Consider the following 25,430-nt stretch of genomic DNA (forward strand, 5'->3'; position numbering starts at 1 on the left):
TGCTGGTACTTTTACCAGCCCGGCACCGCCCCGCCGTTAAAGATCGTCTCCGCTGCTTTCGCTACTTCAGGGGACTGATACGACTGGATAAATTCCTTCACGTTCTCCGCGTCTTTGTTGTCTTCGCGCGTCACCACGATGTTCACGTACGGCGAATTTTTGTCTTCGATAAAGACGCTGTCATGCACTGGCGAAAGCCCGGTTTGCTGAATATAGGTGGTGCTGATGATGGCGACATCCACTTTCGGGTCGTCCAGCACGCGCGGCAGCTGCGCCCCTTCCAGCTCCATGATTTTCAGCTGCTTAGGGTTGGCGGTAATATCCAGCGCCGTCGGCAGCAGCCCGGTATCTGGCTTCAGGGTGATGAGCTTCTCTTTTTGCAGCAGCAACAGCGCGCGTCCCAGATTAGTCGGGTCGTTTGGAATGGCAATGGTTGCGCCGTCCTTCAGGTCAGACACGGATTTGATTTTGCGGGAATAGCCAGCCATCGGGAAAACAAAGGTGTTCGCCACGGCCACCAGCTTGTAGCCATGCGCCTTGTTATCCTCTGCAAGGAACGGGCGATGCTGGAAGACGTTGGCATCCAGTTCCCCCTGGTTGGTGGCATCGTTAGGCAACAGCGAGCCGCTGAAGCCCACCAGCTCCACGTCCAGGCCATATTTCTCTTTCGCCACCTTTTTGGCGACTTCCGCCACGTCCTGTTCGGCGCCGTTGATGACGCCAACTTTAATGTGTTTGGCATCGCTGCCACTTTGATCGCACCCTGCCAGCAGCAGGCCAGCCAGTACCAGAGCACCCAATCGACGTTTCACAAGACAGTTCCTTTTGCTGAATGTTGTAGTGACTATATCGACAACGAGGCGGGGAAATAAAAACCGAAAAAGAATCAATAAGAAGGATCGGTTATATGCGGGTATGGCCGGGTGACGCTGCGCTTATCCGGCCTACGGATTCAGGGCTTAAAGGGCTTTCGCCAGGTAATGTCGCTGCATGCCCGGGTACGGATAATCCTGCAAAGACATCTGCAGCTGGTACCCCTGCTTTTCATAGAACGGACGCGCCTGGAAGCTGGCGGTATCGACCAGCGCGTGCTTGCAGCCTTTGCGCCTGGCTTCTTCTTCGGCCGTTCTGATGAGCTGGCTGCCCACGCCAGTTCCCCGTACGGTGTCGCTCACCCAGAGGTAATCAATATTCAGCCAATCGCCTTTGCGCACCCCAATGAGCCCGCCGAGCATGGTGCCGTTTTCGTCCCGCACGTAAACGCCAACATCGCCGCTAAAATTTGTCAGATCGAGAAACTTTCCGTTAAAAGCCCTCAGCCCCGTCAGTAACTCCTCTTTATCCTGCGTCGTAACATTATCAGTAATGCTCAGGTGCATATTTTTTCTCCTTGTTATCTGTGCCGTTTCACTATCTCACACACGCATCGTGGAGAAAATTCATACTTTCGGCTGGCGTCGCTACACTGAATGTAACGATATATTTCATGGGAAGCCTGTGACTTCTAATGGGGGTTGTTGATGAAAGCTGCGCATCTGGTCTGCCTGCTGGTTTGTCTGCTCTTCGCCGCGTTTGTCCATGCTCAGGAAAAGGAGGATCCGGCGAAAGAGGCGCAGATTAAGCAGCAGGTCATGAAAGATATAAAGAAAACCTGTACGCCACAGAAAAAGCAGAGCGATAAGGCCTGGCAGGCGATGATTTTGTCATCAGAGGCCAATCAGCTGCTGATCAAAAATGCCGTTACCGCCGTGAAGCGCGACAACCTGGACGCCTACTGGGCGGCGGTTGGTCAGGTGGATTGTATGGAAGATTATTGAATGCTGCTTGCCGGGTGGCGGCTGCGCCTTACCCGGCCTACACAATATTTTTAACGCTTACGCACGTCTGGAATGATCAAATCCCCGCGCAGCACATACGAGCCCAGCATCTGCGTTTTCTCCGTCAGCCAGCTCACGATACGCGCCGCCATGGCATCCATTGAATATTCAATCGCCGGGATCACCGGAATACCCGGCAGGTGCAGCGATCCGGCCAGGCTAAAGACCATAATGTCGTCCGGCACGGATTTATTAAACGCCTGCAGCTGCGGGATCACCCGCTGGGCTTCCTGCTCGTCCGCCACCAGCAGTGCGTTGAAGTTCAGCGTGCTGGCGTTATTCAGCAGCTCCTGTAGCGCAACGGACGAGGAGGTCGCGTCCATGAACACAAGGTTGCGATTAAAGGGCAGGAAATTTTTCTCCAGCGCGTGCTTGTAGCCGAGCAGAACCTGGTCGGCAAACCCGCTGCCGTGCGGGTGGATCAGGGCAATCTGCCGTCGCCCCTGGCTGGTCAGGTAGTTACAGGCGGTTTCGGCTGCGAAGGCGTGATCGAACTGAATGCTGTTGGAATTATCAGACTCCATGCAGTCGACCAGGATGACGTTGTCCATATCGACGTCCAGCGGGAAACGCGCGCCAATCACCAGGATGTCATCGCAAAGCCCGCGAGAGAGTTCTTCAAGGGCGTGCATCACTTCCGCTTTACTGTGCGCGAAGCGCAGCAGCAGGTGTTTTTGATGCTGGCTGAGCTGTTTTTCCAGCGCGTAGAGATAACCGGTGGTCTGATTAATATTTTCCTGCGCGCAAATGACCCCGATACAGCCCGTCGACTGGCTCAGCAGCGACTGGGCAATCACGTTAGGCCGGTAGTTCAGCTCATCCACTGCCTTCAGAACGGCCTGACGGCTGGCTTCCTTTACGCCACGCGACCCACTCAACACTCGCGATACCGTGGCTTTAGACACCCCGGCAAGACGTGATACATCATTGATTGTCGACATCTCTTTCCCCTGGCAGGCTTACCTCGCGCCTGCAAATTCCATGACCGCTTCGGCTCACATTATAGCCAGAACGGAGTATATCCGTTTCCGTTTTCCATGGAAACCGATTTTCCGCTTCCACTCAAAATGATGTCAAAACAGCCAAATTATGTGACCTGCATCCGGTTAATTAGCCTCATAAGTATTGGATCTTGATGGTTGTCACAGTTCTGCCTTTTATGAATGGAAACCGGTTTCCGTATCATGTCCAATCATCCTCGCAATAACTTTTTACATTTAGAGGATGGTTGTCGATGTTCAAGATTATGCTGTGCTGCTCTGCCGGGATGTCCACCAGCCTGTTGGTCAGCAAAATGGTCGATGTCGCGAAAGAACGTGGTTTGCCGGTGAAGATTGATGCGTACGGTGTTTCCGAATTTGATACGCAGTTTCCGCAATACCAGGTGGTACTTCTCGGACCGCAAGTGAAATACATGTTACAGACACTCTCAGACAAGGCGGCGACGCATGGCATTCCGGTGCAGCCCATCGACATGATGGACTACGGCATGCAGCGTGGCGATAAAGTACTGGACTTTGCTCTGTCGCTCATCGAAGCGGCACACTAAAAGGTGTTCACATGAGTTCGTTATATCAATCCATGGTCGCGGTGATTGAGCAGTCAATTACCCCGCTGGCCGCGAAGCTCGGCCAGCAAAAGTACGTGATTGCCATCCGCGACGGCTTTACCGCCGCGCTGCCGTTTATGATCATCGGCTCGTTTATGCTGGTGTTCATCTTCCCACCGTTTTCGGCGGATACCACCAACAGCTTCGCCCGCGGCTGGCTGGATTTCTCCCAGACCTACCGCGAACAGCTGATGCTGCCGTTTAACCTCAGCATGGGCGTGATGACCTTCTTCATCTCGGTAGGGATTGGGGCGAGCCTGGGGCGTCAGTTTAACCTCGACCCGGTGATGTCCGGCCTGCTGGCCTTTATGGCCTTCCTGCTGGTCGCCGCGCCATATGCCGACGGCAAAATCTCGACCCAGTATCTCTCTGGCCAGGGCATCTTCACCGCGCTGATTACCGCGATCTACGCCACCCGCGTCTATGCCTGGCTGAAGCAGAACAACGTCACCATCCGCCTGCCGAAGGAAGTGCCCACCGGCGTGGCGCGTTCGTTTGAGATCCTGATCCCGGTGATGGTGGTGATCGGCACGCTGCATCCGCTGAACCTGTTCATTGAAGCGCAGACCGGGATGATCATCCCGCAGGCGATCATGCACCTGCTGGAGCCGCTGGTGTCCGCGTCTGACTCCCTGCCCGCCATTCTGCTCTCCGTGCTGCTGTGCCAGATCTTCTGGTTTGCCGGTATCCACGGCTCGCTGATTGTCACCGGCATCATGAACCCGTTCTGGATGGCCAACCTCTCGGCAAACCAGGCGGCACTGGCCGCAGGCGCGGCGCTGCCGCACGTTTACCTGCAGGGCTTCTGGGATCACTACCTGCTGATTGGCGGCGTCGGTTCCACCCTGCCGCTGGCGTTCCTGCTTCTGCGCAGCCGCGTTACGCACCTGCGCACCATCGGCAAAATGGGCGTGGTGCCAAGCTTCTTTAACATCAACGAGCCGATTCTGTTCGGCGCGCCGATCATCATGAACCCGATGCTGTTTATCCCGTTCGTGTGCGTTCCGCTGGTCAACGCCTGCCTGGCGTACGGTGCAACTAAGCTCGGCTGGCTGGCACAGGTCGTCTCGTTAACCCCGTGGACTACCCCTGCACCGATTGGCGCCTCGTGGGCGGCGAACTGGGCGCTGAGCCCGGTGGTAATGTGCCTGGTCTGCATGGTGATGTCGGCGCTGATGTACCTGCCGTTCCTGCGCGCCTACGAGCGTACGCTGATTAAAAACGAAGAGCAGAAAGCCCAGGCTGCAACCGTGGGTGCCGCTGAAGCCACAAGCAATTAAGTCAAAGAGGAAGGGTCATGAAATACGCATTTCCCGATAACTTCTGGTGGGGCAGCGCAAGCTCCGCTCTCCAGACGGAAGGGGCAAGAGAGGGTGAAACCACGTGGGATGACTGGTTTGCCCGCGAGCCGAACCGTTTTCACAATGGCGTGGGGCCGCAGCAGACCTCCACGTTTTATCAGCACTGGAAAACGGACATTCAGCTGTTGAAACAGCTGAACCACAACAGCTTTCGCACCTCGATTAGCTGGGCGCGCCTGATCCCCGACGGTATCGGTGAAGTGAACCCGGACGCGGTCGATTTTTATAATCAGGTCATTGATGAACTGAATGAACAGGGCATCACGCCGTTCATCACCCTGTTCCATTTCGACATGCCGATGGCGATGCAGGAGATAGGCGGCTGGGAAAACCGTGACGTGGTGGACGCGTACGCCCGCTATGCGCAGATTTGCTTCGAGCTGTTCGGCGACCGCGTGCTGCACTGGTTTACCTTCAACGAGCCGATCGTGCCGGTGGAAGGCGGTTATCTGTACGACTTCCACTATCCGAACGTGGTGGATTTCCGCCGGGCGGCTACCGTGGCGTATCACACGGTGCTGGCGCATGCGAAGGCGGTTCAGGCTTACCGCGCCGGGCATTACGCGGGGGAGATCGGCATCGTGCTGAACCTGACGCCGTCGTATCCGCGCTCGCAAAACCCGGCTGACGTGAAGGCGGCGCACGTTGCGGACCTGATGTTTAACCGCAGCTTCCTCGACCCGGTGCTGCGCGGGGAGTATCCGGCCGACCAGGTGGCGCTGCTGAAATCTTACGATCAGCTGCCCGCCTGCAAGCCGGAAGACGGTTTCCTGATTGCGGAAGGGAAAATCGACCTGCTCGGCATTAACTACTATCAGCCGCGTCGCGTGAAGTGCCGCGACAGCGCGGTGAACCCGCAGGCGCCGTTTATGCCGGAATGGTTCTTTGATAGCTACGAGATGCCGGGCCGCAAGATGAACCCCTACCGCGGCTGGGAAATCTACGCGCCAGGTATCTACGATATTCTGATTAACCTGCGCGACAATTACGGTAACCCCCGCTGCTTTATTTCTGAAAACGGGATGGGCGTCGAAAACGAGCAGCGCTTTATTGAAAATGGCCAGATTAACGATCAATACCGCATTGAGTTTATCTCTGAGCATTTAACCTGGCTGCATAAAGGCATTAGCGAAGGGTGTAATTGTCTTGGCTACCATATGTGGACATTTATCGATAACTGGTCGTGGTGCAATGCCTATAAAAATCGCTACGGATTTATCCAGCTCGATCTGGAGACGCAGCAGCGCACCATTAAGAAAAGCGGAGAGTGGTTTGCCGCCACCGCCTTAAATAATAGTTTTGAAAAAGAGTAATGATAATGATCGCATTAGAAGAAGCCGTAATGGAAATTATCGTCAATGCCGGCCAGTCCCGCAGCCTGTGCTTTGAGGCGCTGCACGCGGCGCGCCAGGGCAACATTGACGAAGCCAAAAGCCTGCTGCGCGAAGCCGACGGCTATGCGCGCCAGGCGCACAAGATGCAGACCAAACTGATCGAGCAGGACGCGGGTGAAGCCCGCCAGCCGATGACCTTAATTATGGTGCACGCGCAGGATCATTTAATGAATTCGTTATTAGCGCGTGAATTGTCTGAAGAAATTATTCATTTATATCAGAGATAGTCTATGGCGAAATAAATTAATGTAATACCTCTGTACCTAAAACTAGAAATCCACTTGTTCTGATGATAGCGACATATTCTGTCAGATCGGAGCGGGATGGTTATTGTCTGAATAAAATTAAACTATATTGAGATAACCATGAATACGATTAAAAAACTTCCATTAACCATGGCGGTTATCGCCGCGCTTTGCCCAATTTCCGTGCTCGCACAAGAATTCACCCAGGAGCAAATCGACGCCATTGTGGCGAAAGCGGTGGATAAAGCCCTGGCCGAGCGCCAGGCCAAAATGGATGCCGCCGTCGCGAAAAAAGCGGACGTGGTGACCGAGCCGCAAAGCGCGGCGCAATCCCCGGACATGGCGATCCCGTTCGGGATTAAATTTACCGGCTACGCCCGCTACGGCGCGCACTTCCAGGCCGCCGATCAGAAATACGTGGCTGTCGATGGCTCCTACAACGGCGCGTCCGCGATCGGTCGTCTGGGTAACGAAGGCAACGGCGGCGAGTTCCAGCTCTCTAAAGCCTTCAAGGGCGAAAACGGCGCCATCTGGGACATCAACGTGATGATCGACCACTGGGGCGACGAAGTTAACCTGAAAAAGGCCTACGCCGGGGTGACCAATATTATGGCCTCCAACCCGAACGCCTACTTCTGGGCCGGTCGTGACTTCCACCAGCGTCCGCAGCAGGGCATCAACGATTACTTCTGGATGAACCACGACGGCCAGGGCGCCGGGGTGAAGAACTTCGACATCGGCGGCGTGCAGTTTGACGTCGCCGCCGTGGCGGCGGTGGAATCCTGTAGCCCGGAAGTGATGGAAGACGAAGCGAACCCGTCGCGTATCACCTGTACCGGCGGGTCCGGTACGGGCGACAAAGGCAACTACGCCGCGACGTCTAAAATCCACGGCATGAAGCTCGGTCCGCTGGATCTGGAGCTGTACGCCAACTACGGCTTTGACTCGAAAGCGGTGGAGAGCGACGAGCGTCTGAACGCCTGGCAGGGCGGCGTGGTGCTGAGCCACACCAACGACAGCGGCGTGAACAAGGTGATTGCCCGCTACTCCGATAACGCGGACAACAGCGTGTTCAACAAAACCGAGGATCTGACCACGGTCTACGCCAGCTTCGAAGGGCTGTATAAATTCACCCAGGCGACGCAGGTGGAGTACATCCTCGCCTTCCACGATTATGACAACAGCCGCGATAAGACCGACAACCGTAAGAACTACAACGCCATCGTGCGCCCGATGCACTGGTGGAACGACGTTCACTCCACCTGGCTGGAAGCAGGCTGGCAGCACGTTGACTACGATAACGGCGGCGACAACAAGGGCTGGAAGCTGACCCTGTCGCAGAACATGTCTATCGCCATGGGGCCAGAGTTCCGTCCGATGCTGCGCTTCTACGTGACCGGCGGCAAAGTGGATAACGCACGCACCGCGCGCGTGAACAACACCAAAGACGAGACGCTCGACGACTTCAACGTCGGCGCAATGTGGGAGGCGTGGTTCTAGTAGAGCGTCGTTTGTTTCGCCCGGCGGCGCTGCGCTTGCACGGGCCTACAAGGTTTTGTAGGCCGGGTAAGCGCAGCGCCATCCGGCAAGATCCCATGTTATGCTAGAAAAAAATCAACATAGCAGGGGAGAAAATGGGTTCCACACGTAAAGGGATGCTGAACGTCCTGATCGCCGCCGTTTTATGGGGCAGTTCCGGCGTTTGCGCGCAGTACATCATGGAGAAAAGCCACATTTCTTCGCCTTACCTGACCATGGTTCGCCTGCTGTTTACCGGCGTGATCCTCCTGACGCTCTCCTTCGTTCACGGCGACAAGATTTTCTCGGTCATCAAGCATCGCAAAGACGCCCTCAGCCTGCTGTTTTTCTCGCTGGTCGGCGCGCTCACCGTGCAGCTCACCTTCCTGCTGACGATTGAAAAATCCAACGCCGCTACCGCCACCGTGCTGCAGTTTCTGTCGCCAACCATTATCGTGGCGTGGTTCGCGCTGGCGCGGAAAACGCGCCCCGGCGTGTTTGTTCTGTCCGCAATTGTGACCTCGCTTGTCGGGACGTTCCTGCTGGTGACCCACGGCGACCCAACCTCGCTCTCCATCTCGCCAGCCGCGCTGTTCTTTGGCATCGCCTCGGCGTTTGCCGCGGCGTTTTACACCACCTATCCGTCAACGCTGATTGCCCGCTACGGCACATTGCCGATTGTCGGCTGGAGTATGTTGATTGCCGGGTTAATGCTGACGCCGTTCTACGCCGGGCGCGGGACTACCTTCGTCATTGACGGCAGCCTGCTGCTGGCGTTTTTCTATCTGGTGGTGATCGGCACCGCGCTGACCTTCAGCCTGTATCTGAAAGGCGCGCAGATGATCGGCGGGCCGAAGGCGAGCATTCTGAGCTGCGCCGAGCCGCTGAGCAGCGCGTTGCTGTCGGTGATGTTGCTGGGCGTGGCGTTTACCCTGCCGGACTGGCTGGGGACGCTGCTGATCGTGTCGTCGGTGGTGCTGATTTCGATGGATTCAAGAAGACGGGTGAGGACATCGGCTTAGCCTGATGTCCCCTCATCCCGGACCGTACACCCCAAAGGGGCGAGGGGGAAAAGACCGCCCCGAGCAGTCCCCTCTCCCCTGTGGGGAGAGGGTTAGGGTGAGGGGAAAATTGACTACTTGGCTTTAACCTTCCCTGCCACCAGCAGCGCGGTCAACAGCATCAGCGTGCCGGAAATCACCAGCGGTGACGTCAGCCCCAGGTGGTCGAGCGCCACGCCGCCAATCGCCGCGCCGCAGGTGTTTGCCAGCTGGATCACCGCCACCTGAATCGACCCGGCTTTTTCCGCCTGATCGGCGAGCGAGCGGGTGATCCACGTTGACCAGCCCACCGGCACCAGCGCAAAGGCAAAGCCCCAGATAATCGCAATGGCAGACGCGACCCACTTATCGCTGCCCCACAGCACCAGCACCGTGGCGCTCACTGCCAGCACCAGCGGCGCCCCCGCCAGCGCCACCTTCAGGGAGCGCTTCAGGAACTGGGACGACAGAGAGGTGCCGACAAAGCTGGCAATACCGAAGCTCAGGAGCACCAGCGTCAGGCCGTCGACGTCAAAGCCCGCCATGGTCATATACACCGGGCGAATATAGGTGAAGAAGGCAAACTGCCCGGCAAAGGACATAAAGATCGCGGTCATCCCCGCCAGCACGCCGGGGCGCTTCAGCAGGCTGAACATGTTTTGCTTGTGGTGCGCCGCTTCACCCGGCAGGGACGGCAGCGCCTTCCACACCCAGATAACGCAGAGCAGGCCCATCACCGCCGCCGCGTTGAAGACGTTACGCCAGCCGATAATCCCGCCGAGGAAGCTGCCCAGCGGCGCGGCAATCACCAGCGCGATAGAGACCGCGCCAAAGATGACGGACAGCGCTTTCGGCACGGTGCGCGCAGGCACCAGGCGCATGGTCAGCGAGGCGGACATCGCCCAGAAGCCGCCGAGCCCCAGCCCCAGACAGGCGCGCCCCAGCAGCAGCAGGGTAAAGCTTTCCGCGAAGGAGACCAGCAGGCAGGAGAGCGTCAGCAGCACGCTGAACAGAATGACCACTTTGCGGCGGTCGATGGTGCCAATCACCTGGGTGATAAACAGACTGGCAAACATCGCCACAAAGGCGGTGACGGTAACGGACTGCCCCGCCACGCCTTCGGAAATGCCCAGATCCTGCGCCATCGGCGTCAACAGGCTCACCGGCAGAAACTCAACGGTAATCAGGCAGGCGACGCAGAATGCCACGGCGAAAACGGCCGACCAGTTGGGGCGTGAAACCTCGCTGGTCTGCGGTCTGGTCGAGGGCTGGATATGTTCTGTCATGGCGTCACCTGAAGATAAAAACGTGCGGAAAAGTCGCGCAGTTTATCATCAAAAGTGTGACGAATTTAACGTTTAGACAACTTTTGTGGTTTTTAGAGGAGATCAGTGCAGGTAAAACACGCCCTCTTCCGGCAGGAAGAGCTGGTTATAGCGCAGCTGGAAGGCGTTCAGCTCCTGCGGATCGGGCTCCATCTCGCGCATAAAGCCGAGCGCCAGACGAATTTGCGCATCGGTGATCGGCGCGGCCAGGCGGGCTTTACGCAGCAGGCGGTGCCACGTGTGCAGGTTCTCTTCACTGCCGTCGACAATGCAGACCTGCCAGATCAGCAGCACCTGTGCGGCGTTTTGCAAATGCGCCTCGTCGGGGCGCTCAAGGTAGCGGATAAACTCATTGCCCGGCGTTTTACCGAACTGATCGATCATCGACTCGACCGGCATCGGGGTGATGCCCAGACGCTCGCTTAAACGTTTGATGGCGCGGCGGGAATCTGAGGTCAGGACGCGAAATCCCACCACAAACACCACGGCAAGCGTTGCCAGCATTATCCAGACCATGCGTTCTCCTTTGACTAGCCGCTCATCATAGCGGGAAACGCACGGCGTCAACAGCGGGCAGAACCAGAATAGTGCACTGAAAAGACGTTGCAGAACGGGGGATAAGGTATTAATGCCGTCGGCGGAAATAAAAAAGCCCGGCATCACACACCGGGCAAAGAAGTTACCTGCACACTCAGGCTGTTTTTAATTTCTGCGCACGATTCTCACGGCGAATTTTACGTTCTTCCAGTACGGCAACCATCGCCATCAGGACGATACAGCCGATCGCAGCTGCATCCAGCGCCGCGAAGGTGCCCGCCCAGCCGGTGAGGCCGAAAATTGGCGTGCCGTCGGCGATCATTCCCAGACCCAGCTTGGCGAAGCTGTCGCCGATCAGGTAGGCGAAGGTGCCCTTGATCCCGTCGGCGGCGCCGATCGCTTTTTTCGGGACGAACCCTACGGCCGCCACGCCGATCAGCAGCTGCGGACCAAACACCAGGAAGCCGAGCGCAAACAGGGATGCGAGGTAAACGTACTGGTTGCTGGCGTGTTGGTAGACGCCGAGGGTAGCGATAATCAGCGCCAGCGCGATGCAGGCCACCAGCGCGCGACGGCCGTTGGCGAGGTCGGAGAGCCAGCCCCACAGCAGCGTGCCGACCAGCGCGCCCACTTCGAACAGGGTGAAGCCCTGAATCGCCACCTCTTTAGAGAGCTTAAGCTCCTGGAAGGCGTACACGGTAGACCACTGGTCGATGCCGATGCGCACCACGTAGAGGAAGATGTTTGAGAAGCAGAGCAGCCAGATCACTTTGTTTTTCAGCACGTACTCAACAAAGATCTGCCATTTGGTCATCTGGTTCTCTTCGGTCTCTTTGTCCTCTTCGCTGATCTCCTCGCCGAACAGCTCTTCAGCTTTGCCGAGGCCGTAGGATTCGGGGGAGTCGCTGCCGAAGCGCAGGCCGATAAAGCCGACAATCAGGGCGATAATCGACGGGAAGATAAACATACCGATCACGTGGCCGTCGAACAGGTAGTTTGCGCCAAACAGCGCCACGCCTGCCGCACCCGCCCCGCCGAGGTTGTGGGAGATATTCCACATGCCGAGGTACGACCCTCGCTTGCGGCGCGGCGTCCATTTGGTGATGGTGGAGTAGCTGCACGACCCGCCGGTACTCTGGAAGAAACCGCTCAGGGCGTAGAAGGCGATCATCAGGAACAGGCTGACGGAGCCCGCGCCCATGCTGGCGCTGAAGCCGAGCATACAGATGGCGGAGAGGATCAGCATAAACGGCAGGAACTGCTTGGTGTTTTTGCCGTCCGCATAGTAGGAAACGACAGTTTTTCCCACGCCGTAGGTGATGGAGAAGCCCAGGCCAATCATCCCCAGCTGCGTCATGCTCAGCCCGTAGGTGGAGATCATGTCGTTCTGCGCGATGTTAAAGTTCTTGCGGATCAGGTACATGGTCAGGTAGCCGATGAAGACCACCAGATAGGACTGCATGAACGGTTTGAACCACATCTTGCGCCGCACGTCGAGCGGCAGATCCAGGGTCGGCTTGCGCACCTGATTTAAGAAGGCCAGCATGGTTGGTTTACTCCTGAGCTGATTTTTGCAGCATTGTAAAAATCAGCCGGGAGAGATGCCTGAGACAGCGTCCAGGTAAAACCGGGAAAATTTCTTAGTTTTGCGCCACTCGGGGTGAAAAGGTGAGGCGCATCACATCACACTGGCTTCACGCGGTGCCTGCGCATGTAAAAACGGCAGCAGCAGGAGGGCGGAAATTCCCGCCGCGATGGCAATCACTGCGAAGAAGCCGCTCCAGTGCCAGATGTCGATGACCCGCGCCAGCGGCCAGCCGGAGAGCGATGCGCCGAGGTAGGCAAACAGCCCGACAAAGCCCGTCGCCGCGCCTGCCGCCTCTTTGTGGGAGCACTCTGCCGCCGCCATGCCGATGAGCATCTGCGGGCCAAAGACGAAGAAGCCGGTGGTGAAGAAGCACGCCGCCTGCATGACGTAGCTGGCGAACGGCATCAGCCACAGCGAGCCAACAGAGAGCAAAATCCCGGCGGCAAAAATCAGGTTCATCGGGCCGCGGTTGCCGTTGAACAACTTATCCGAGCCCCAGCCCGCCACCAGCGCGCCGATAAACCCACCCAGTTCGAACATCGTGACCGCCGAGTTAGCAGTGACCAGGTCCACGCCGAGCGTCTCGGACATGTACAGATTGCCCCAGTCGTTGATGGCCGCGCGCACCACGTAGACCAGCACGTAGCAAAGCGAGAGGAGCCAGATGTAGGGGTTTTTCAGCACGTATTTGGTGAGGATCTCCTTGCGGGTCAATCCCGCGCCCTCCTGCTGCTGGGCAATCTCCATCTCGTCGTGCCGCCAGTCGCCCACCGCAGGCAGGCCCACGGTCTGCGGCCTGTCACGCAGGCGCCAGCAGAGGAACAGCCCGGCGACAATCGCCAGGCCACCCGCAATCATCATCCCCGCGCGCCAGCCGTAGTGCAGCGCCGCGGCACCCACCACCATCGGGATCAGCGCCCCGCCGACGTTGTGCGCGGTGTTCCAGACGGCCCACCAGCCGCCGCGCTCGTTGCGAGAGTACCACGCCGTAAGCAGGCGGGCGCAGACCGGCGCACCCCAGCCCTGGAAGAAGGCGTTAAGCGCCCACAGCAGGGCAAAGGCCCACAGCGAGGTAGAGAAGCCAAACAGAATGTTCACCACGCCGGTGGCGATCAGCCCTACGCCCATGAAATAACGCGCGTTGGAGCGATCGCTGACGATGCCGGAGAAGAACTTCGACAAGCCGTAGGTGATGTAAAACAGCGTCGCCAGCAGGCCGATGTCGGTGCGCGTCATCACGCCGCTGGCGAGAATTTCCGGCGCGGCGGCGTTGAAGCTTTTGCGGGTAAAGTAGAACAGCGCGTAGCCGAGCCAGATGGCGATCAGAATATGGCGACGCCAGTAGCGGTAGCGGGCGTCGATTTCCGCTTTGTCGCCAATCGGCGCGGCGCTGGCAGGGGTTTTAAACATGATAACTCCGTAGCGGCAGGCTGACGCTGACGCGCGTCCCGTGGGTGCAGGAGAGGTTTAGCGTGCCGCCCAGCGCCTTTACGCGCTCGCGCATGCCCGCCAGGCCAAAGCCCTGGTGGCCGGAGCCCGGCGGCAGGCCGCAGCCGTCGTCTTCAATTATCAGCATCAGGCGTTCGTCCTGCTGCCAGCCCTGGATCGTGACCGCGCTGGCATTGGCGTGTTTAACAATATTGTTCAGCCCTTCCTGACAGACGCGGAAAAGGGTTACGCGCTGGCCTTCGCTCAGCACAGATTCGTTAATTCGCCAGTTGAGATGGCTGACAATGCCGCGGCTTTCCAGCTCCATCTCGCGCATCAGGGAACGCACCGCCTGCTCCAGCGACAGGTCGTCGAGCTGGCGCGGACGCAGCCTGCCGAGCAGGCGTCGCACCGAGTCATACACACCCAGTGAAAGCTGCTCGATATGCGCCCCACCCTGCTTTACGCCCGCGTTTTCCGCCGCCAGACGCTGGACAATGCCCGCCTGGGTGCGGATGGCGGTGATCGTCTGGCCGATGTCATCATGCAGCTCGCGGGCGACCTCCTGCCGCACGCTCTCTTCGGTCTCCAGCAGGCGTTCAGCCAGACGCCGGTTGCGCGCCAGCTCGGTTTGCAGGGACTGGTTCAGCTCGCGCAGACGCTGAATGCCCGCCCCGAGCAGCAGCCCGGTCAGGCTCTGGGCCAGCAGCGAGAGCAGCAGATCCACCGGATGGTCGTGCCAGGTCTGGCTGGCAATCAGCGCGATGGCGTTCATCAGGGTCGCGATCAGCGCCCCCTGCCAGCCGTAGTGCCAGGCCAGGGCAATAATCGGCAGCGCCAGGCAAAACGGCGTGAAGCGTGAAAGCTCGGCAGGTAAACCGAGCTGAAGCCAGAGGCTCACCACGAACAGCAGCAGATACCAGATGAGATGCCGGGCGCGCCAGTTCACCGGTTGGGACACCAGCCCCGGCCCAAGCGGTTGCCAGACGGTGCTGGAGAGATAGTGCCAGATAACGAGGCAGGTCGGCGCAAGCGTCAGGCCACCGGTGAGGGTGAGCAGCAGCGCGTTGAGCATCTCCTTGTCGCCAACCCACGGCAGGGACTGCAGCAGCGCGGCGGCAATCAGTGCCGCCCCCTGACGCAGCAGCGTGCGCCAGTCGCGCTGGTGACGATAGCGGGAAATGAGCGCAACCGGGAGAAGCGTAAGCAGGCTTCCGGTCATCAATAATGGCAGATGCGCCAAAGCGACTTCCTGCGCCAGCCAGACCAGCAGCAGCCACTCTGCGCCCAGCAAAACGGGCCAGTAGCCGCGCGGGCACTGGAGCATTAACCCCAGTCGCAGGCCGAAGGGAAAGAGCAGCACCGCCAGTTCAGGACGTTCCACCAGATGCAGGCTGATGCTCCACAGGCAGAACCACGCGGCAGAGAAGATAAAAAAGCTCGCAACGACGGCGATCAGCCGCGAAAACACGGGACTCATTGCCAGCTGTCGAACATGCGGCGCGCCAGCTCGACGTCGTTGCTGACGTTGAGTTTTTCCATCAGGTTGGCGCGATGGACGTGCACGGTCTTCGGCGACAGATCCAGCTCGGCGGCAATCTCTTTTACCGACATCCCCTGCGCGAGCTTCTCAGCCACCTGACGCTCGCGTCTGGTGAGCGGATCCTGTCGTCCGGCCGCCAGCTTGATGGCGATATCCGGCGTCAGGTAGCAGCCGCCGGTGGAGACGGTGCGCACGGCGGCAATCAGCTCGTCCGGGCTACAGCGTTTGGAGAGGAACCCGCGCGCGCCCGCGTTGAGCGCCTGCTCGACCAGCGCCGGGCTGTCGTGGACCGAGAGCATAATGGTTGCCATCCCTTTCGGCAGCTGGCTTAACAGCTCCAGCCCGGAGAGATCCGGCATCGAAATGTCGCAGATACAGACCTGCACTCCGCGCCCCGGCAGACCCGCCAGCGCTTCGCGACCGGAGCCAAACTCGGCCACGACCTGGAAATCCGGTTCGAGGTTGAGAAGCTGGGCAAAGCCAGAGCGGACGATAAGGTGGTCGTCGATAAGGGCGATGGTGGTCATGTGTGTTCCTGCGGTCTGAAATGCCGGATAGCGCTGCGCTTATCCGGCCTACAAGAGCGAAAGACGCTTACCTTAAGCGATCTATTCGAAGAACACCGCAATTTTGTTAAACATGGTGGGATCGGACTGGTTGCGCGCCACGTTGGTGACGTCCTCCAGCTTGTCGATCTGCGCCATCATCTGCTCCAGACGCTGGTCATCGTTGACCAGTAGCCAGATGCGGCTGTGCTCGCTGCCCTGAATCGGCAGGCAGAGAATGCCTTCCACGTTAAACGCCCGGCGGGCAAACAGCCCGCAGACGTGAGTCATGACGCCAGGATGGTTGCGGACGGTGAGTTCCAGAATGACGTTATCATGTTGTTTCTGCATGGCTTATTCTCCCACCATCTCAGTATTTGCCGCACCCGGCGGCACCATCGGATACACTTTTTGTTCAGGGTCGATACGGACGTGGATCAGCGCCGGGCCCGGACGCGAGATCGCCGCCTGCAGCGCCGCGTGGGCATCCTCTTCCGCGTTCAGATCGCAGGTGTGCAGGCCAAAGCCGGCGGCAATCTGCATAAAGTTAATCATCCCCGGATAGGTTGCCGCAAACACGCCCTGCTTGTAGAACAGGCTCTGCTGCTGGTGCACCAGGCCCAGCGCCTCGTTGTTCATCAGGATGATTTTTACGTCTAATTGGTTTTCGGCTGCGGTCGCCATCTCCTGAATGTTCATCATCAGGCTGCCGTCGCCGGAGAAGCAGATGACCTTGCGGTCCGGATTCGCCAGCGCCGCACCAACTGCTGCAGGCAGACCGAAGCCCATGGTTCCCAGACCGCCGGAGGTCAGCCACTGGCGTGGACGGTTCAGCGGGTAGGCTTGGGCGGTCCACATCTGATGCTGTCCCACGTCGGTGGTGATAATCGCGCTGTCGTCGACGCAGGCGGCCACGGCGTTGATCAGGCCGTAATGGCTCAGCGGATCGCCTTCAGTTGGGATCGCGCCCGGGAACTCGCGCTGCAGGTCGGCCACCAGCTGGCGCCAGTCGGCGCGATCGGTCGCCTCGGTTTGCGGGATCAACTGCGCCAGCACTTCGGCTACGTCGCCCTGAATCGCCACGTGCGGCTGCTTGATTTTACCCAGCTCGGCGCGATCGATATCCACGTGAATGATTTTGGCATTCGGACAGAACTGCTCGGTTTTGCCAATCGCCCGGTCATCAAAACGCGCGCCCATAACAATCAGCAAATCCGCCTCTTGCAGGATGTAGTTGGTGCTGCGCGCGCCGTGCATGCCCAACATCCCCAGGGACAGCGGGTGCGCTTTTGGCAGCATGCCGAGCGCCATCAGGGTCATGGTGGTCGGCAGGTTGGCTTTTTCCGCAAACTGGCGGATTTCATCCGCGGCGTTGATCGCCCCGCCGCCCAGATAGAGCACCGGACGTTTGGCGGCGTTAATCATGGCGGCGGCGTCGCGCACGCTCTCCGCGCTAAATGCTGGCGCGGGGGCACGCTCGCCCGGTTCAGGCAGAACGTCGATCTCAATTTCTGCGGTCTGGACATCCTTAGGAATGTCTATCCACACCGGGCCCGGGCGGCCAGACTGCGCAATGCGGAAAGCATCGCTGATAACCTGAGGAAGCTCGGCGATGTCGCGAACTAAATAGTTATGTTTGGTGATGGGGATAGAGATGCCGTAGGTATCCACTTCCTGGAACGCATCGGTACCGATCATCGAGGACGGCACCTGGCCGGTAATGCAGATCAGCGGAATGGAGTCGAGACGCGCGTCGGCGATGGCAGTGACCAGGTTGGTTGCGCCCGGGCCGCTGCAGGCCATACAGACCGCCGGTTTACCCTGTGTGCGCGCCATGCCCTGAGCGATGAACCCCGCCCCCTGCTCGTGGCGCGCCAGCACGTGGCGGATCTGCGTGCTTTGGCTTAACGCATCGTACAGCGGCAGCACCGTGCCGCCGGGGATGCCCGCAACCGTGGTAATGCCCTGTCGCTCCAGCAGATGAACGATCAGCTGCGCGCCGGTAAAACGCGTCTTGGTGGATGTTGTGCCCGAACTTGCCATGCTCCAGTCCTTTTCTTCTGAGCCGACTTTCCGGGGAGGGTCCTAAACGAAAAACCCCGCCCGGTTTGCGCCGGCGGGGTTTTGGATTCGTGTGTTGATCCAGTCCCTACGGCGCATTGCCGACGACCACCACCACACGCACGACGACCACTGCGGCTGGTTGCGCAGTTTTTAGTAGGGTCGAAGTGAAGATGGATGAAGTCATTGGGGACCTGTGTTTGGAATCATTGATTGAATTTATACAAACACAGGTTTTCGGGCGTGACAATGGAAAAATTTTCATCTGCGCAAAAATGCGTCAGGGATCACGTTTCAGTACGTTGCCCGCTCATTCCAGGAGTCACTATAGATGACATTGCCGTCGCAATGCTTCCAGGTGATTTGCTCATAGCGTATAAGAACCGTTTCAAGGTGTGTTCCCGTGTTTGCGCCGGGATACAGGTCAGGTGTGATTGAGGTTATTTTCACATTCTCCAGGAGGATATTAAAATATTCCTGTTCTAAACCCGCCTCATTAATCTGATACATCTTAATGGTGGCTGACTGGAGTGTTCTTCCCGTACTCAGCGCGCGAAAGAGAAGCGGGGTTACACGATCAAATTCTTTCTGAAACATGATGGGCATGTGGATGCGCGTGCCCGTCAATTTCCCGGTATTCCCGTCGACTGGGATGTTGACATTATGAGTGAACGATTTAAGTTCAATTGAACCTTCACGCCCTGTCACAAGGCAGGGGCCAACCATGGGGGAACCATTTTCATCTGTAAGAAATAAATAAGCCGGATTTGACATAAGGAATACTTTTTTTTAAAAAATCAATCGTACTTATCAAAACGACCGAAAATTATTGGATGAACAATGATAAATACACCGATAGCAATAAATGTGAGTAATACCCAGTGGTCAGGTACCAACCACAGAAAAAAAGAGGCGCATACAAAAACATAAACAGGAAATAAAATATCCGTAAAGAGAATTGATAACAGACTCTTAAACACGCTACTTGTCCCTTAAGTCGTCATAAATCGCTTCAAAATCCCTGTAGAATCCCATTTGAACCTTCTTAATGAGTTCAGACAGGAATGGTTCAATAAAGTAATAGAGCATCTCCAGTTGTGCGGCATAGAGAGTGGCGTAATACTTTGGGTCCAACGTTTTCAGGCGACGAGCAGCAAGCGCGCACTTCTGGTCCGTGCCAATGAGTTGAAATGCCATGACAACGTTCGGTACACGACGTGCAAGCCGTTCGACGACGATTTCTGAGAGCAGGCCAGATTTGGAAAGATATATTGCCAACCCCCATGCTATTGCTAAACGCGCTGCTTTGCTTGTAGGGATATTTTTAACAAGTCCGGTTACTTGTGAACCCGTCTTGCGGGCGCGATTTTGTTCATTTCCATTTTCAGAGTCATTTAGAATACTTTTAAAATAAAGATAAAGCATCTGTGCTATTACATCGCGATAACGGTAAAGAGACACAATTGAGAGGTACATCCTCTTTTCTTCTGAGAGAAGCTCATCACATACATCGTGATAGCTGGGGATTAAGCATGATGAGTACCAGCTTACACGCTCCATTCCTGAATAGATATCAGAGCCGATTCCCTTTAATGCTTTCCATGTCCCGGCAACGCCTTGCTGTCCATAAATAGCCAACTGTCTGTCGCTCTGGAACTTCATCTTCAAATAATCCGATGCTTGCATAACATATCCATATCATGCCTGTGGTTATAAGAATATACATTGGAAAGCAGAGTAATTCAAACCGGTGAAATTGCCTCAAAAACACATTCACGAGAAAAATAATTCGATTAAATATTATTTTTTACGTCTATATGCGTTGCGATTTTAATATCCTGGTGAGTCTGTTGTTTATATTAAATGGCTTATTTGGTGCTGCATCTCGTAAAACTATCCTTGTTCACCTGCATAAAATTGATTTCTTAAGAAGCCTAACCAGGCCACTGCTTATCCCGGTATTTTTTTGTGGGCAGACCAGAAAACAAAAAACCCCGCCTAAGCGAGGTTTTTATCAGGGTTTTGCGGTTGGTCGCCGCAGAACACACTGTGTTACGTCAACGCGAAAAGTATACGCGATCGAAGACGAACGCGCAATTCCGGCACGGATTTTGACGTTTTTGAGTATGGATCGCCTTTCGATTTTTGTCCAAAAAATACTGTTCATACATACAGTATTTATCTATACTGAGGGTGTTCGCAGTGAGCGAAGGGGCCGCAGTTCTACCGGCGCAACGAAGTCCTGGCTGAAACGGGTGGTGCCGTCAGTGCCTTAACCCCTGAAGTGAGCACACTGTGTTACGTCAATCCAGGTGCTGGCAACAGGCGGCGGAAAGGTAAGCCAGCATCGTGCTCCTTTTAACCAAAAGGAGACGCGTATGAGCGTAGTGGATATGGTGATACTTATCCTTAAACTCATTGTTGCTGTACTGCAACTGCTTGATGCTGTCCTGAAATTCGTTCGGTAATTCAGGTTCAAGTCGCACCTGAGAGGGGCGGGCAACCGCCCCTCTTTAATAACGAGGGAATGCTATGTCGCGTCTGTTAATTGAGCCTGTTACGCCTGATGAGCCGGGGTTTATCGCCCTGAAGGCGGAAAGTATTGCACTGAATTTTAACATGCTGCGCAGGCTTGAAGAGAGCTGGCAGCGGGGTGAGAACCGCTTTAACGCGCCGGGCGAAAAGCTGCTGGGTGCGTTTCTTAACGGCAAGCTGGTAGGCGTGTGCGGCCTCAACCGCGATCCGTTCAGCCAGCAGCCGCGCGCTGGACGTATTCGCCATCTCTACGTCAGCGAGAAGTGCCGCGGGCTGGGGATTGGCAAGCAGCTTTTAACCGTCGTGATGGCCGATGCCAGCATCTGGTTTGATTTCCTCAATACCCATGCGCCGGACGCTGCCTACGGGTTTTATCGCCGGGCAGGTTTTACGCTGGTCTCGGACGAACCGCGGGTGACGCACCGCCTTTTTTGTGCGGTGTAACCGGCTGGCAGCTTCAGGACGTGAATGTTACAGTTGAGTGACAATTCATCACCCGATACGCCATGACCATCACCGTATTCTGCATTTTGCTGTTCGCAGCCCTGCTGCATGCCAGCTGGAATGCCATCGTTAAAGCCGGAACGGACAAGCTCTATTCCGCGATTAGCGTCAGCGGCTCCGCCACGCTGATTGCCCTGGTGCTGCTCCCCTTCTCTCCACAGCCCTCTGCCGCAAGCTGGCCGTTTTTGTTAGTCTCCTGCGCCTTACAGGTGGTGTACACCGTGCTAGTGGCAAAGACCTATCAGGTCTCCGATATGAGCCAGACCTATCCGCTGATGCGCGGCACCGCACCGCTGCTGGTGGCGCTGATCAGCGTGCTGGCGCTTGGCGATCGTCTCTCCTGGCTCGCCTGGTCCGGCATTGGGGTAATTTGCCTGTCGATTCTGGCGATGGCGATGAACGGGCGCATGCAGTCGCGCAAGGGGATCTGGCTGGCGCTGCTGAATGCCTGTTTTATCGCCGGGTATACCCTGGTGGACGGCACCGGCGTGCGGCTGTCGGACACCGCACTGGGCTATACGCTGTGGACCTTCTTTATGAACGGCTTCTGCCTGCTCGGCTGGGCGATGCTCGCGCGTCGACGCGAGGCGTCCGGCTACCTGCGTCTGCACTGGAAAAAGGGGCTGCTCGGCGGCGTTGGCACCATGGGCTCGTACGGTCTGGCGCTGTGGGCAATGACGCAGGCACCGCTGGCGGTGGTCGCGGCGCTGCGGGAAACTTCCATACTCTTTGGCGCGCTGATCGCATTTTTGCTTTTAAAAGAAAAGGTTGCGGGCCTGCGCATCGCGGCGGCGCTGGGCATTGCCGGCGGCGCCATTCTGCTGCGTCTGGCGTAAAGCACTGGCAACATTAGTTGCCGTTCTTGTTTACAAATCCTGCCTTTACCGGTTTTTTCATTCACCACAACAATGCTTAAATTGTCATCTCTCTGTGGTAGATTCCTCGCGCATTTATGGGAATGCGCAGTCACTTATTCTTCATTTTTCTCTTTTGGCAAAAGTATTCAGCGACATGAAAAAGCAACGGAACGTTAACTTATTGTTGATGCTGGTGTTACTGGTGGCCGTCGGTCAGATGGCGCAAACCATCTACATTCCGGCGATTGCCGACATGGCAAAGGAATTAAACGTCCGCGAGGGCGCAGTACAGAGCGTAATGGCAGCTTACCTGCTGACCTATGGCGTTTCGCAGCTCTTCTACGGCCCGCTCTCCGACCGCGTCGGGCGTCGCCCGGTGATCCTGGTGGGCATGAGCATTTTCATGGTGGCGACCGTCATTGCGATGACCACCCATAACCTGACCGTATTGATTGCCGCCAGCGCCCTGCAGGGCGTCGGGACCGGCGTCGGCGGGGTGATGGCGCGAACCTTACCGCGCGATATGTATCAGGGTACCCAGCTGCGCCATGCCAACAGCCTGTTGAATATGGGCATTCTGGTCAGCCCGCTGCTGGCCCCGCTGATCGGCGGCCTGCTGGACACCATGTGGTCCTGGCGCGCCTGTTACGCCTTCCTGCTGGTGCTCTGCATGATTGTCACCTTCAGCATGGCGCGCTGGATGCCGGAAACGCGCCCGCAGGACGCGCCGCGCACGAAGCTTATCGCCAGCTATAAAACGCTGTTCGGCAACGGCGCGTTCACCTGCTACCTGCTGATGCTGATTGGCGGCCTGGCGGGTATCGCGGTGTTTGAAGCCTGCTCCGGCGTGCTGCTGGGCGCGGGGCTTGGCCTGAGCAGTATGGTGGTGAGCATTCTGTTTATTCTGCCGATCCCGGCGGCGTTCTTCGGCGCGTGGTTTGCCGGGCGACCAAACAAACGCTTCTCCACCCTGATGTGGCAGTCGGTGATCAGCTGTCTGCTGGCGGGTCTGATGATGTGGATCCCGGGGCTGTTTGGCGTGATGACCGTCTGGACGCTGCTCATCCCGGCGGCGCTATTCTTCTTTGGCGCGGGGATGCTGTTCCCGCTCGCTACCAGCGGCGCGATGGAGCCGTTCCCGTTCCTCGCAGGTACGGCGGGCGCGCTGGTGGGCGGTTTGCAGAACATCGGTTCCGGCGCGCTGGCCTGGCTCTCAGCGATGATGCCGCAGACCGGGCAGGCTAGTCTGGGGTTGTTGATGACGCTGATGGGGCTGCTGATTTTACTGTGCTGGCTGCCGCTGGCGTCGCGTGTCCCGCATCACGAGCAGCCGGTTTAACCGCATGATGGCCCGGCTTCTCGCCGGGCTTTTCACAGACAGGGGCGATCATCGCCTGCAATAACGGCTCTGGCGCAGGCCGCCAGGCGCCCTCTTCCCCGTCGTAAAACTGGAAATCCGCGTTAAGCGCATACGGGATTTTCGCCTTTTGCAGCTCGCAGGCCATAAAGGTAGCGAACGCTATTTGCGAGGCGGTTGGCGTAAAGCGGCTTGATTCTCCCACGCCCCAGCCCCCAACCCAGCTAACGTGCCCGGTTTTTTGCTGCCAGTGCAGCGCGGCATTGATGCGGTTACGGATTGCCGCTTTCTCCGCCGCCGTGCCGGACGTCCACGGGTATTTACCGCCATTCTTCAGCGGCCCCCACGGGAAAATATGCCACTCCGCCAGCAGATAGTTTTGGCTGTGCGCGGGCAGCTTCAGACTGGATAACTCCTCCGGCGCGGCACGCAGGCGCGGCGCAATGAAGATCATGCGCTGTGGGTCGATGTCGTGGATCGCTTTGATGGTCTTTTCATAGACGCGGTTTAACGACGCCAGATTGTGGTTGAGCTTGTCGGCCGGTTCATAGATGAGGTCAAAACCCAGCAGCGGGTAGCTCTGACCGAAATAGTGCGCCACGGCAATCCACCAGTTGACCGTCTCTTTCTCGTTATCGGCTTTCGGGTCGTTTTTATATTCATCAGCCTGATACGCGACTATCGGGATCACGCCATACTGCTCGCAGGCTTCCACCAGCTTGCGCAGGTGGATCAGCCGCGCTTCCGTCGGCTCATCGGCGACGCGGATGCGCACGTGGGTAATGCCTTTAGCCCGAAAATCGCGTACCACCAGCGGGTCGAATTCACGTATGCCGCGCTCGGTGCGTGCCCAGTCCACATCCATCCCGACGCCCAGCTGCTGCGCATAAAGGGCGGCCGTCAGCGGCGGCTCAGCGGCAATGGCCCAGCCGGAAGAGATCAGTAATGCACAGGCAATAAAAGGCTTTAACACGGTTTACCCTGGATAAATCGAAAGCATTACCTGTATTTAGCACGCTTTTTCACATTTGGTGTAGCGCGAAAGCGTAATAATTCTTCAACCTGCCAGTTCTCTCAGCCAGCTGATAAAGGCGTCAATTTTCGGCCACTGACGGCCAGAAAGCGTCGAAATATAGTAGTGCTGATGACATTTCAGGGTCTTGTCACCAAACGGAGCGATCAGTTCGCCCCGTTCAAGCCGTTTTTGCACCAGCCGCTTTCTGCCCATCGCGACGCCGACGTGGTTGATGGCCGCAATGATCGCCAAATCGGAACGATCGAAACCAATGCCCGATGATGGCGGCATATTCACCGCAAAGTGCTGCGCCCAGCTCAGCCACTCATCCGTACCAGAATCATTACTCCAGGCCTGACGGTCATGCAGCAGCGTGCAGTGGCTGAGGTTATCGGGGTTTTTCAACAGCTCATGCTCGCGGGCATACTGCGGCGAGCAGACGGGCAAAATCTCTTCGTCCATCAGGAAGTGGTGAGACAGATGGTTTGGCGGGGTATCGTCGAAGTAGAGCGCCAGATCGACACCTGTTCGCTGCATATTGACGTAATCATTACCGGTCAGGATGGTGAGCGAAATTGACGGATAGCGGCGGGTAAAGTCGCCCAGCATGGGTACCAGCCAGCACTGGGCGATCGACGGCCGGGAGTAGACCGTCAGCGTGCCGGACAGCGCCTGGTTTTTGATGTCCAGGATCTCCTGATTCAGGGTGTCGAGGGACGATTTTAGCGTCCAGTAAACGCGCTTTCCCTCCTGCGTCAGCTCAACTTTACGGTGCGAACGGACAAACAGCTGAATACCCAGCTCCTCTTCCAGCAGATTAATGCGGTGGCTCACCGCGCTGGGGCTAAGCGACAGTTCCTCCGCCGCCAGCGCGAAGGATTCATGCCGGGCCGCCACTTCAAAGGTGTACATTTTCGACAGTTGCCAGCCGTTGAGCAGCCGGTTTCTGGCTTCATTTGCATCGGTCATCACAATTCTCACGCGTGGTTTCTGCGCTCAGCATACCGTTTAAGGGTGAATTTATGTGAACCTAATGCGGATTAAGTGCGTTTTTTAGAGCGCAGTCACTCAGTTGATTCAATCTGGCTCAC

At 57.3% G+C, this 25,430-nt stretch carries 27 protein-coding genes; 11 read left to right on the forward strand and 16 right to left on the reverse strand.

Features of this window, described 5'->3' with window-relative positions; all coding sequences use genetic code 11:
- Positions 1–11: 11 nt before the first annotated feature.
- A complete protein-coding gene (gene nlpA / locus F3J31_RS19215) occupies positions 12–812 on the reverse strand; it encodes a lipoprotein NlpA (protein ID WP_008500128.1) in 801 nt (266 codons plus the stop codon).
- Between the two features lie 147 nt (positions 813–959).
- Positions 960–1,379, reverse strand: a complete 420-nt coding sequence (locus tag F3J31_RS19220) for a GNAT family N-acetyltransferase (protein WP_167214784.1) — start codon at positions 1,377–1,379, stop codon at positions 960–962.
- A gap of 141 nt (positions 1,380–1,520) precedes the next feature.
- Here F3J31_RS19220 and F3J31_RS19225 point away from each other — a divergent pair, with 141 nt between their 5' ends.
- Complete coding sequence (locus F3J31_RS19225) at positions 1,521–1,817, forward strand: YicS family protein (protein ID WP_032654360.1); 297 nt, start codon at positions 1,521–1,523, stop codon at positions 1,815–1,817.
- Between the two features lie 50 nt (positions 1,818–1,867).
- Here F3J31_RS19225 and F3J31_RS19230 read toward each other — a convergent pair whose 3' ends face one another.
- A complete protein-coding gene (locus tag F3J31_RS19230) occupies positions 1,868–2,818 on the reverse strand; it encodes a LacI family DNA-binding transcriptional regulator (protein WP_008500131.1) in 951 nt (316 codons plus the stop codon).
- Positions 2,819–3,111: 293 nt separating this feature from the next.
- Here F3J31_RS19230 and F3J31_RS19235 point away from each other — a divergent pair, with 293 nt between their 5' ends.
- The 6 genes from F3J31_RS19235 (at position 3,112) to F3J31_RS19260 (ending at position 9,026) form a co-directional block, all read left to right on the forward strand.
- Positions 3,112–3,426 (forward strand): PTS sugar transporter subunit IIB, encoded by a 315-nt coding sequence (locus tag F3J31_RS19235; protein ID WP_008500132.1) that lies wholly within the window; start codon positions 3,112–3,114, stop codon positions 3,424–3,426.
- 11 nt (positions 3,427–3,437) lie between these two features.
- Complete coding sequence (locus F3J31_RS19240; protein ID WP_008500133.1) at positions 3,438–4,766, forward strand: PTS cellobiose transporter subunit IIC; 1,329 nt, start codon at positions 3,438–3,440, stop codon at positions 4,764–4,766.
- 17 nt (positions 4,767–4,783) lie between these two features.
- A complete protein-coding gene (locus F3J31_RS19245; RefSeq protein WP_167214787.1) occupies positions 4,784–6,160 on the forward strand; it encodes a glycoside hydrolase family 1 protein in 1,377 nt (458 codons plus the stop codon).
- A 5-nt stretch (positions 6,161–6,165) separates the two neighbouring features.
- Complete coding sequence (locus tag F3J31_RS19250) at positions 6,166–6,468, forward strand: PTS lactose/cellobiose transporter subunit IIA (protein WP_008500136.1); 303 nt, start codon at positions 6,166–6,168, stop codon at positions 6,466–6,468.
- Positions 6,469–6,606: 138 nt separating this feature from the next.
- Positions 6,607–7,986, forward strand: a complete 1,380-nt coding sequence (locus F3J31_RS19255; protein WP_008500137.1) for a carbohydrate porin — start codon at positions 6,607–6,609, stop codon at positions 7,984–7,986.
- 134 nt (positions 7,987–8,120) lie between these two features.
- On the forward strand, positions 8,121–9,026 hold the full coding sequence (locus F3J31_RS19260) for an EamA family transporter (RefSeq protein ID WP_008500138.1): 906 nt from the start codon (positions 8,121–8,123) through the stop codon (positions 9,024–9,026).
- 113 nt (positions 9,027–9,139) lie between these two features.
- Here the strand turns inward: F3J31_RS19260 and nepI are convergent, their stop codons facing one another.
- The 11 genes from nepI to F3J31_RS19320 form a co-directional block, all read right to left on the reverse strand.
- Entirely contained in the window at positions 9,140–10,330 is a 1,191-nt protein-coding gene (gene nepI, locus F3J31_RS19265) for a purine ribonucleoside efflux pump NepI (protein WP_048030341.1), read from the reverse strand.
- 102 nt (positions 10,331–10,432) lie between these two features.
- Entirely contained in the window at positions 10,433–10,885 is a 453-nt protein-coding gene (locus tag F3J31_RS19270; RefSeq protein ID WP_008500140.1) for a DUF1198 domain-containing protein, read from the reverse strand.
- 175 nt (positions 10,886–11,060) lie between these two features.
- Positions 11,061–12,452, reverse strand: coding sequence for a hexose-6-phosphate:phosphate antiporter (gene uhpT / locus F3J31_RS19275; RefSeq protein ID WP_167214790.1), 1,392 nt, complete (start codon positions 12,450–12,452; stop codon positions 11,061–11,063).
- 132 nt (positions 12,453–12,584) lie between these two features.
- Positions 12,585–13,904, reverse strand: a complete 1,320-nt coding sequence (locus tag F3J31_RS19280) for an MFS transporter (RefSeq protein WP_126288224.1) — start codon at positions 13,902–13,904, stop codon at positions 12,585–12,587.
- Entirely contained in the window at positions 13,897–15,402 is a 1,506-nt protein-coding gene (gene uhpB / locus F3J31_RS19285) for a signal transduction histidine-protein kinase/phosphatase UhpB (RefSeq protein ID WP_167214793.1), read from the reverse strand. The genes F3J31_RS19280 and uhpB overlap by 8 nt, the downstream gene beginning before the upstream one ends.
- Positions 15,399–15,992 (reverse strand): transcriptional regulator UhpA, encoded by a 594-nt coding sequence (uhpA, locus tag F3J31_RS19290; protein WP_022646555.1) that lies wholly within the window; start codon positions 15,990–15,992, stop codon positions 15,399–15,401. The genes uhpB and uhpA overlap by 4 nt, the downstream gene beginning before the upstream one ends.
- Positions 15,993–16,073: 81 nt before the next feature.
- On the reverse strand, positions 16,074–16,361 hold the full coding sequence (ilvN, locus tag F3J31_RS19295; RefSeq protein WP_008500144.1) for an acetolactate synthase small subunit: 288 nt from the start codon (positions 16,359–16,361) through the stop codon (positions 16,074–16,076).
- A gap of 3 nt (positions 16,362–16,364) precedes the next feature.
- Positions 16,365–18,053: an acetolactate synthase large subunit gene (gene ilvB, locus F3J31_RS19300; protein WP_167214796.1), complete on the reverse strand. Its 1,689-nt coding sequence runs from the start codon at positions 18,051–18,053 to the stop codon at positions 16,365–16,367.
- A 106-nt stretch (positions 18,054–18,159) separates the two neighbouring features.
- Positions 18,160–18,258, reverse strand: coding sequence for an ilvB operon leader peptide IvbL (gene ivbL / locus F3J31_RS19305; RefSeq protein ID WP_057979964.1), 99 nt, complete (start codon positions 18,256–18,258; stop codon positions 18,160–18,162).
- A 107-nt stretch (positions 18,259–18,365) separates the two neighbouring features.
- A complete protein-coding gene (tssD, locus tag F3J31_RS19310) occupies positions 18,366–18,845 on the reverse strand; it encodes a type VI secretion system tube protein TssD (RefSeq protein ID WP_167214799.1) in 480 nt (159 codons plus the stop codon).
- A gap of 207 nt (positions 18,846–19,052) precedes the next feature.
- Positions 19,053–19,757, reverse strand: a complete 705-nt coding sequence (locus F3J31_RS19320) for a hypothetical protein (RefSeq protein WP_069719808.1) — start codon at positions 19,755–19,757, stop codon at positions 19,053–19,055.
- 692 nt (positions 19,758–20,449) lie between these two features.
- Between F3J31_RS19320 and tisB the strand changes: the two genes are divergently transcribed.
- From tisB to emrD, 4 genes are all read left to right on the forward strand, one after another.
- Positions 20,450–20,539 carry a type I toxin-antitoxin system toxin TisB gene (tisB, locus tag F3J31_RS19325; protein ID WP_008500146.1) on the forward strand — a complete coding sequence of 30 codons (90 nt, stop codon included), beginning with the start codon at positions 20,450–20,452 and terminating at the stop codon, positions 20,537–20,539.
- A 64-nt stretch (positions 20,540–20,603) separates the two neighbouring features.
- On the forward strand, positions 20,604–21,050 hold the full coding sequence (locus tag F3J31_RS19330; RefSeq protein ID WP_167214802.1) for a GNAT family N-acetyltransferase: 447 nt from the start codon (positions 20,604–20,606) through the stop codon (positions 21,048–21,050).
- Between the two features lie 62 nt (positions 21,051–21,112).
- Complete coding sequence (locus F3J31_RS19335) at positions 21,113–21,946, forward strand: EamA family transporter (protein ID WP_069719807.1); 834 nt, start codon at positions 21,113–21,115, stop codon at positions 21,944–21,946.
- Positions 21,947–22,121: 175 nt separating this feature from the next.
- Positions 22,122–23,306, forward strand: a complete 1,185-nt coding sequence (emrD, locus tag F3J31_RS19340) for a multidrug efflux MFS transporter EmrD (protein ID WP_032676063.1) — start codon at positions 22,122–22,124, stop codon at positions 23,304–23,306.
- Here emrD and F3J31_RS19345 read toward each other — a convergent pair.
- Both F3J31_RS19345 and dsdC read right to left on the reverse strand, forming a co-directional pair.
- Complete coding sequence (locus F3J31_RS19345) at positions 23,209–24,297, reverse strand: cellulase family glycosylhydrolase (RefSeq protein ID WP_126535082.1); 1,089 nt, start codon at positions 24,295–24,297, stop codon at positions 23,209–23,211. The two genes, emrD and F3J31_RS19345, sit on opposite strands and share 98 nt — an antisense overlap.
- Positions 24,298–24,381: 84 nt before the next feature.
- Complete coding sequence (gene dsdC / locus F3J31_RS19350; protein WP_048030332.1) at positions 24,382–25,308, reverse strand: DNA-binding transcriptional regulator DsdC; 927 nt, start codon at positions 25,306–25,308, stop codon at positions 24,382–24,384.
- Positions 25,309–25,430: the final 122 nt, after the last annotated feature.

Source organism: Enterobacter sp. Acro-832 (genome assembly GCF_011752745.1).
In the GTDB taxonomy this organism is placed as follows: domain Bacteria; phylum Pseudomonadota; class Gammaproteobacteria; order Enterobacterales; family Enterobacteriaceae; genus Enterobacter; species Enterobacter quasiroggenkampii.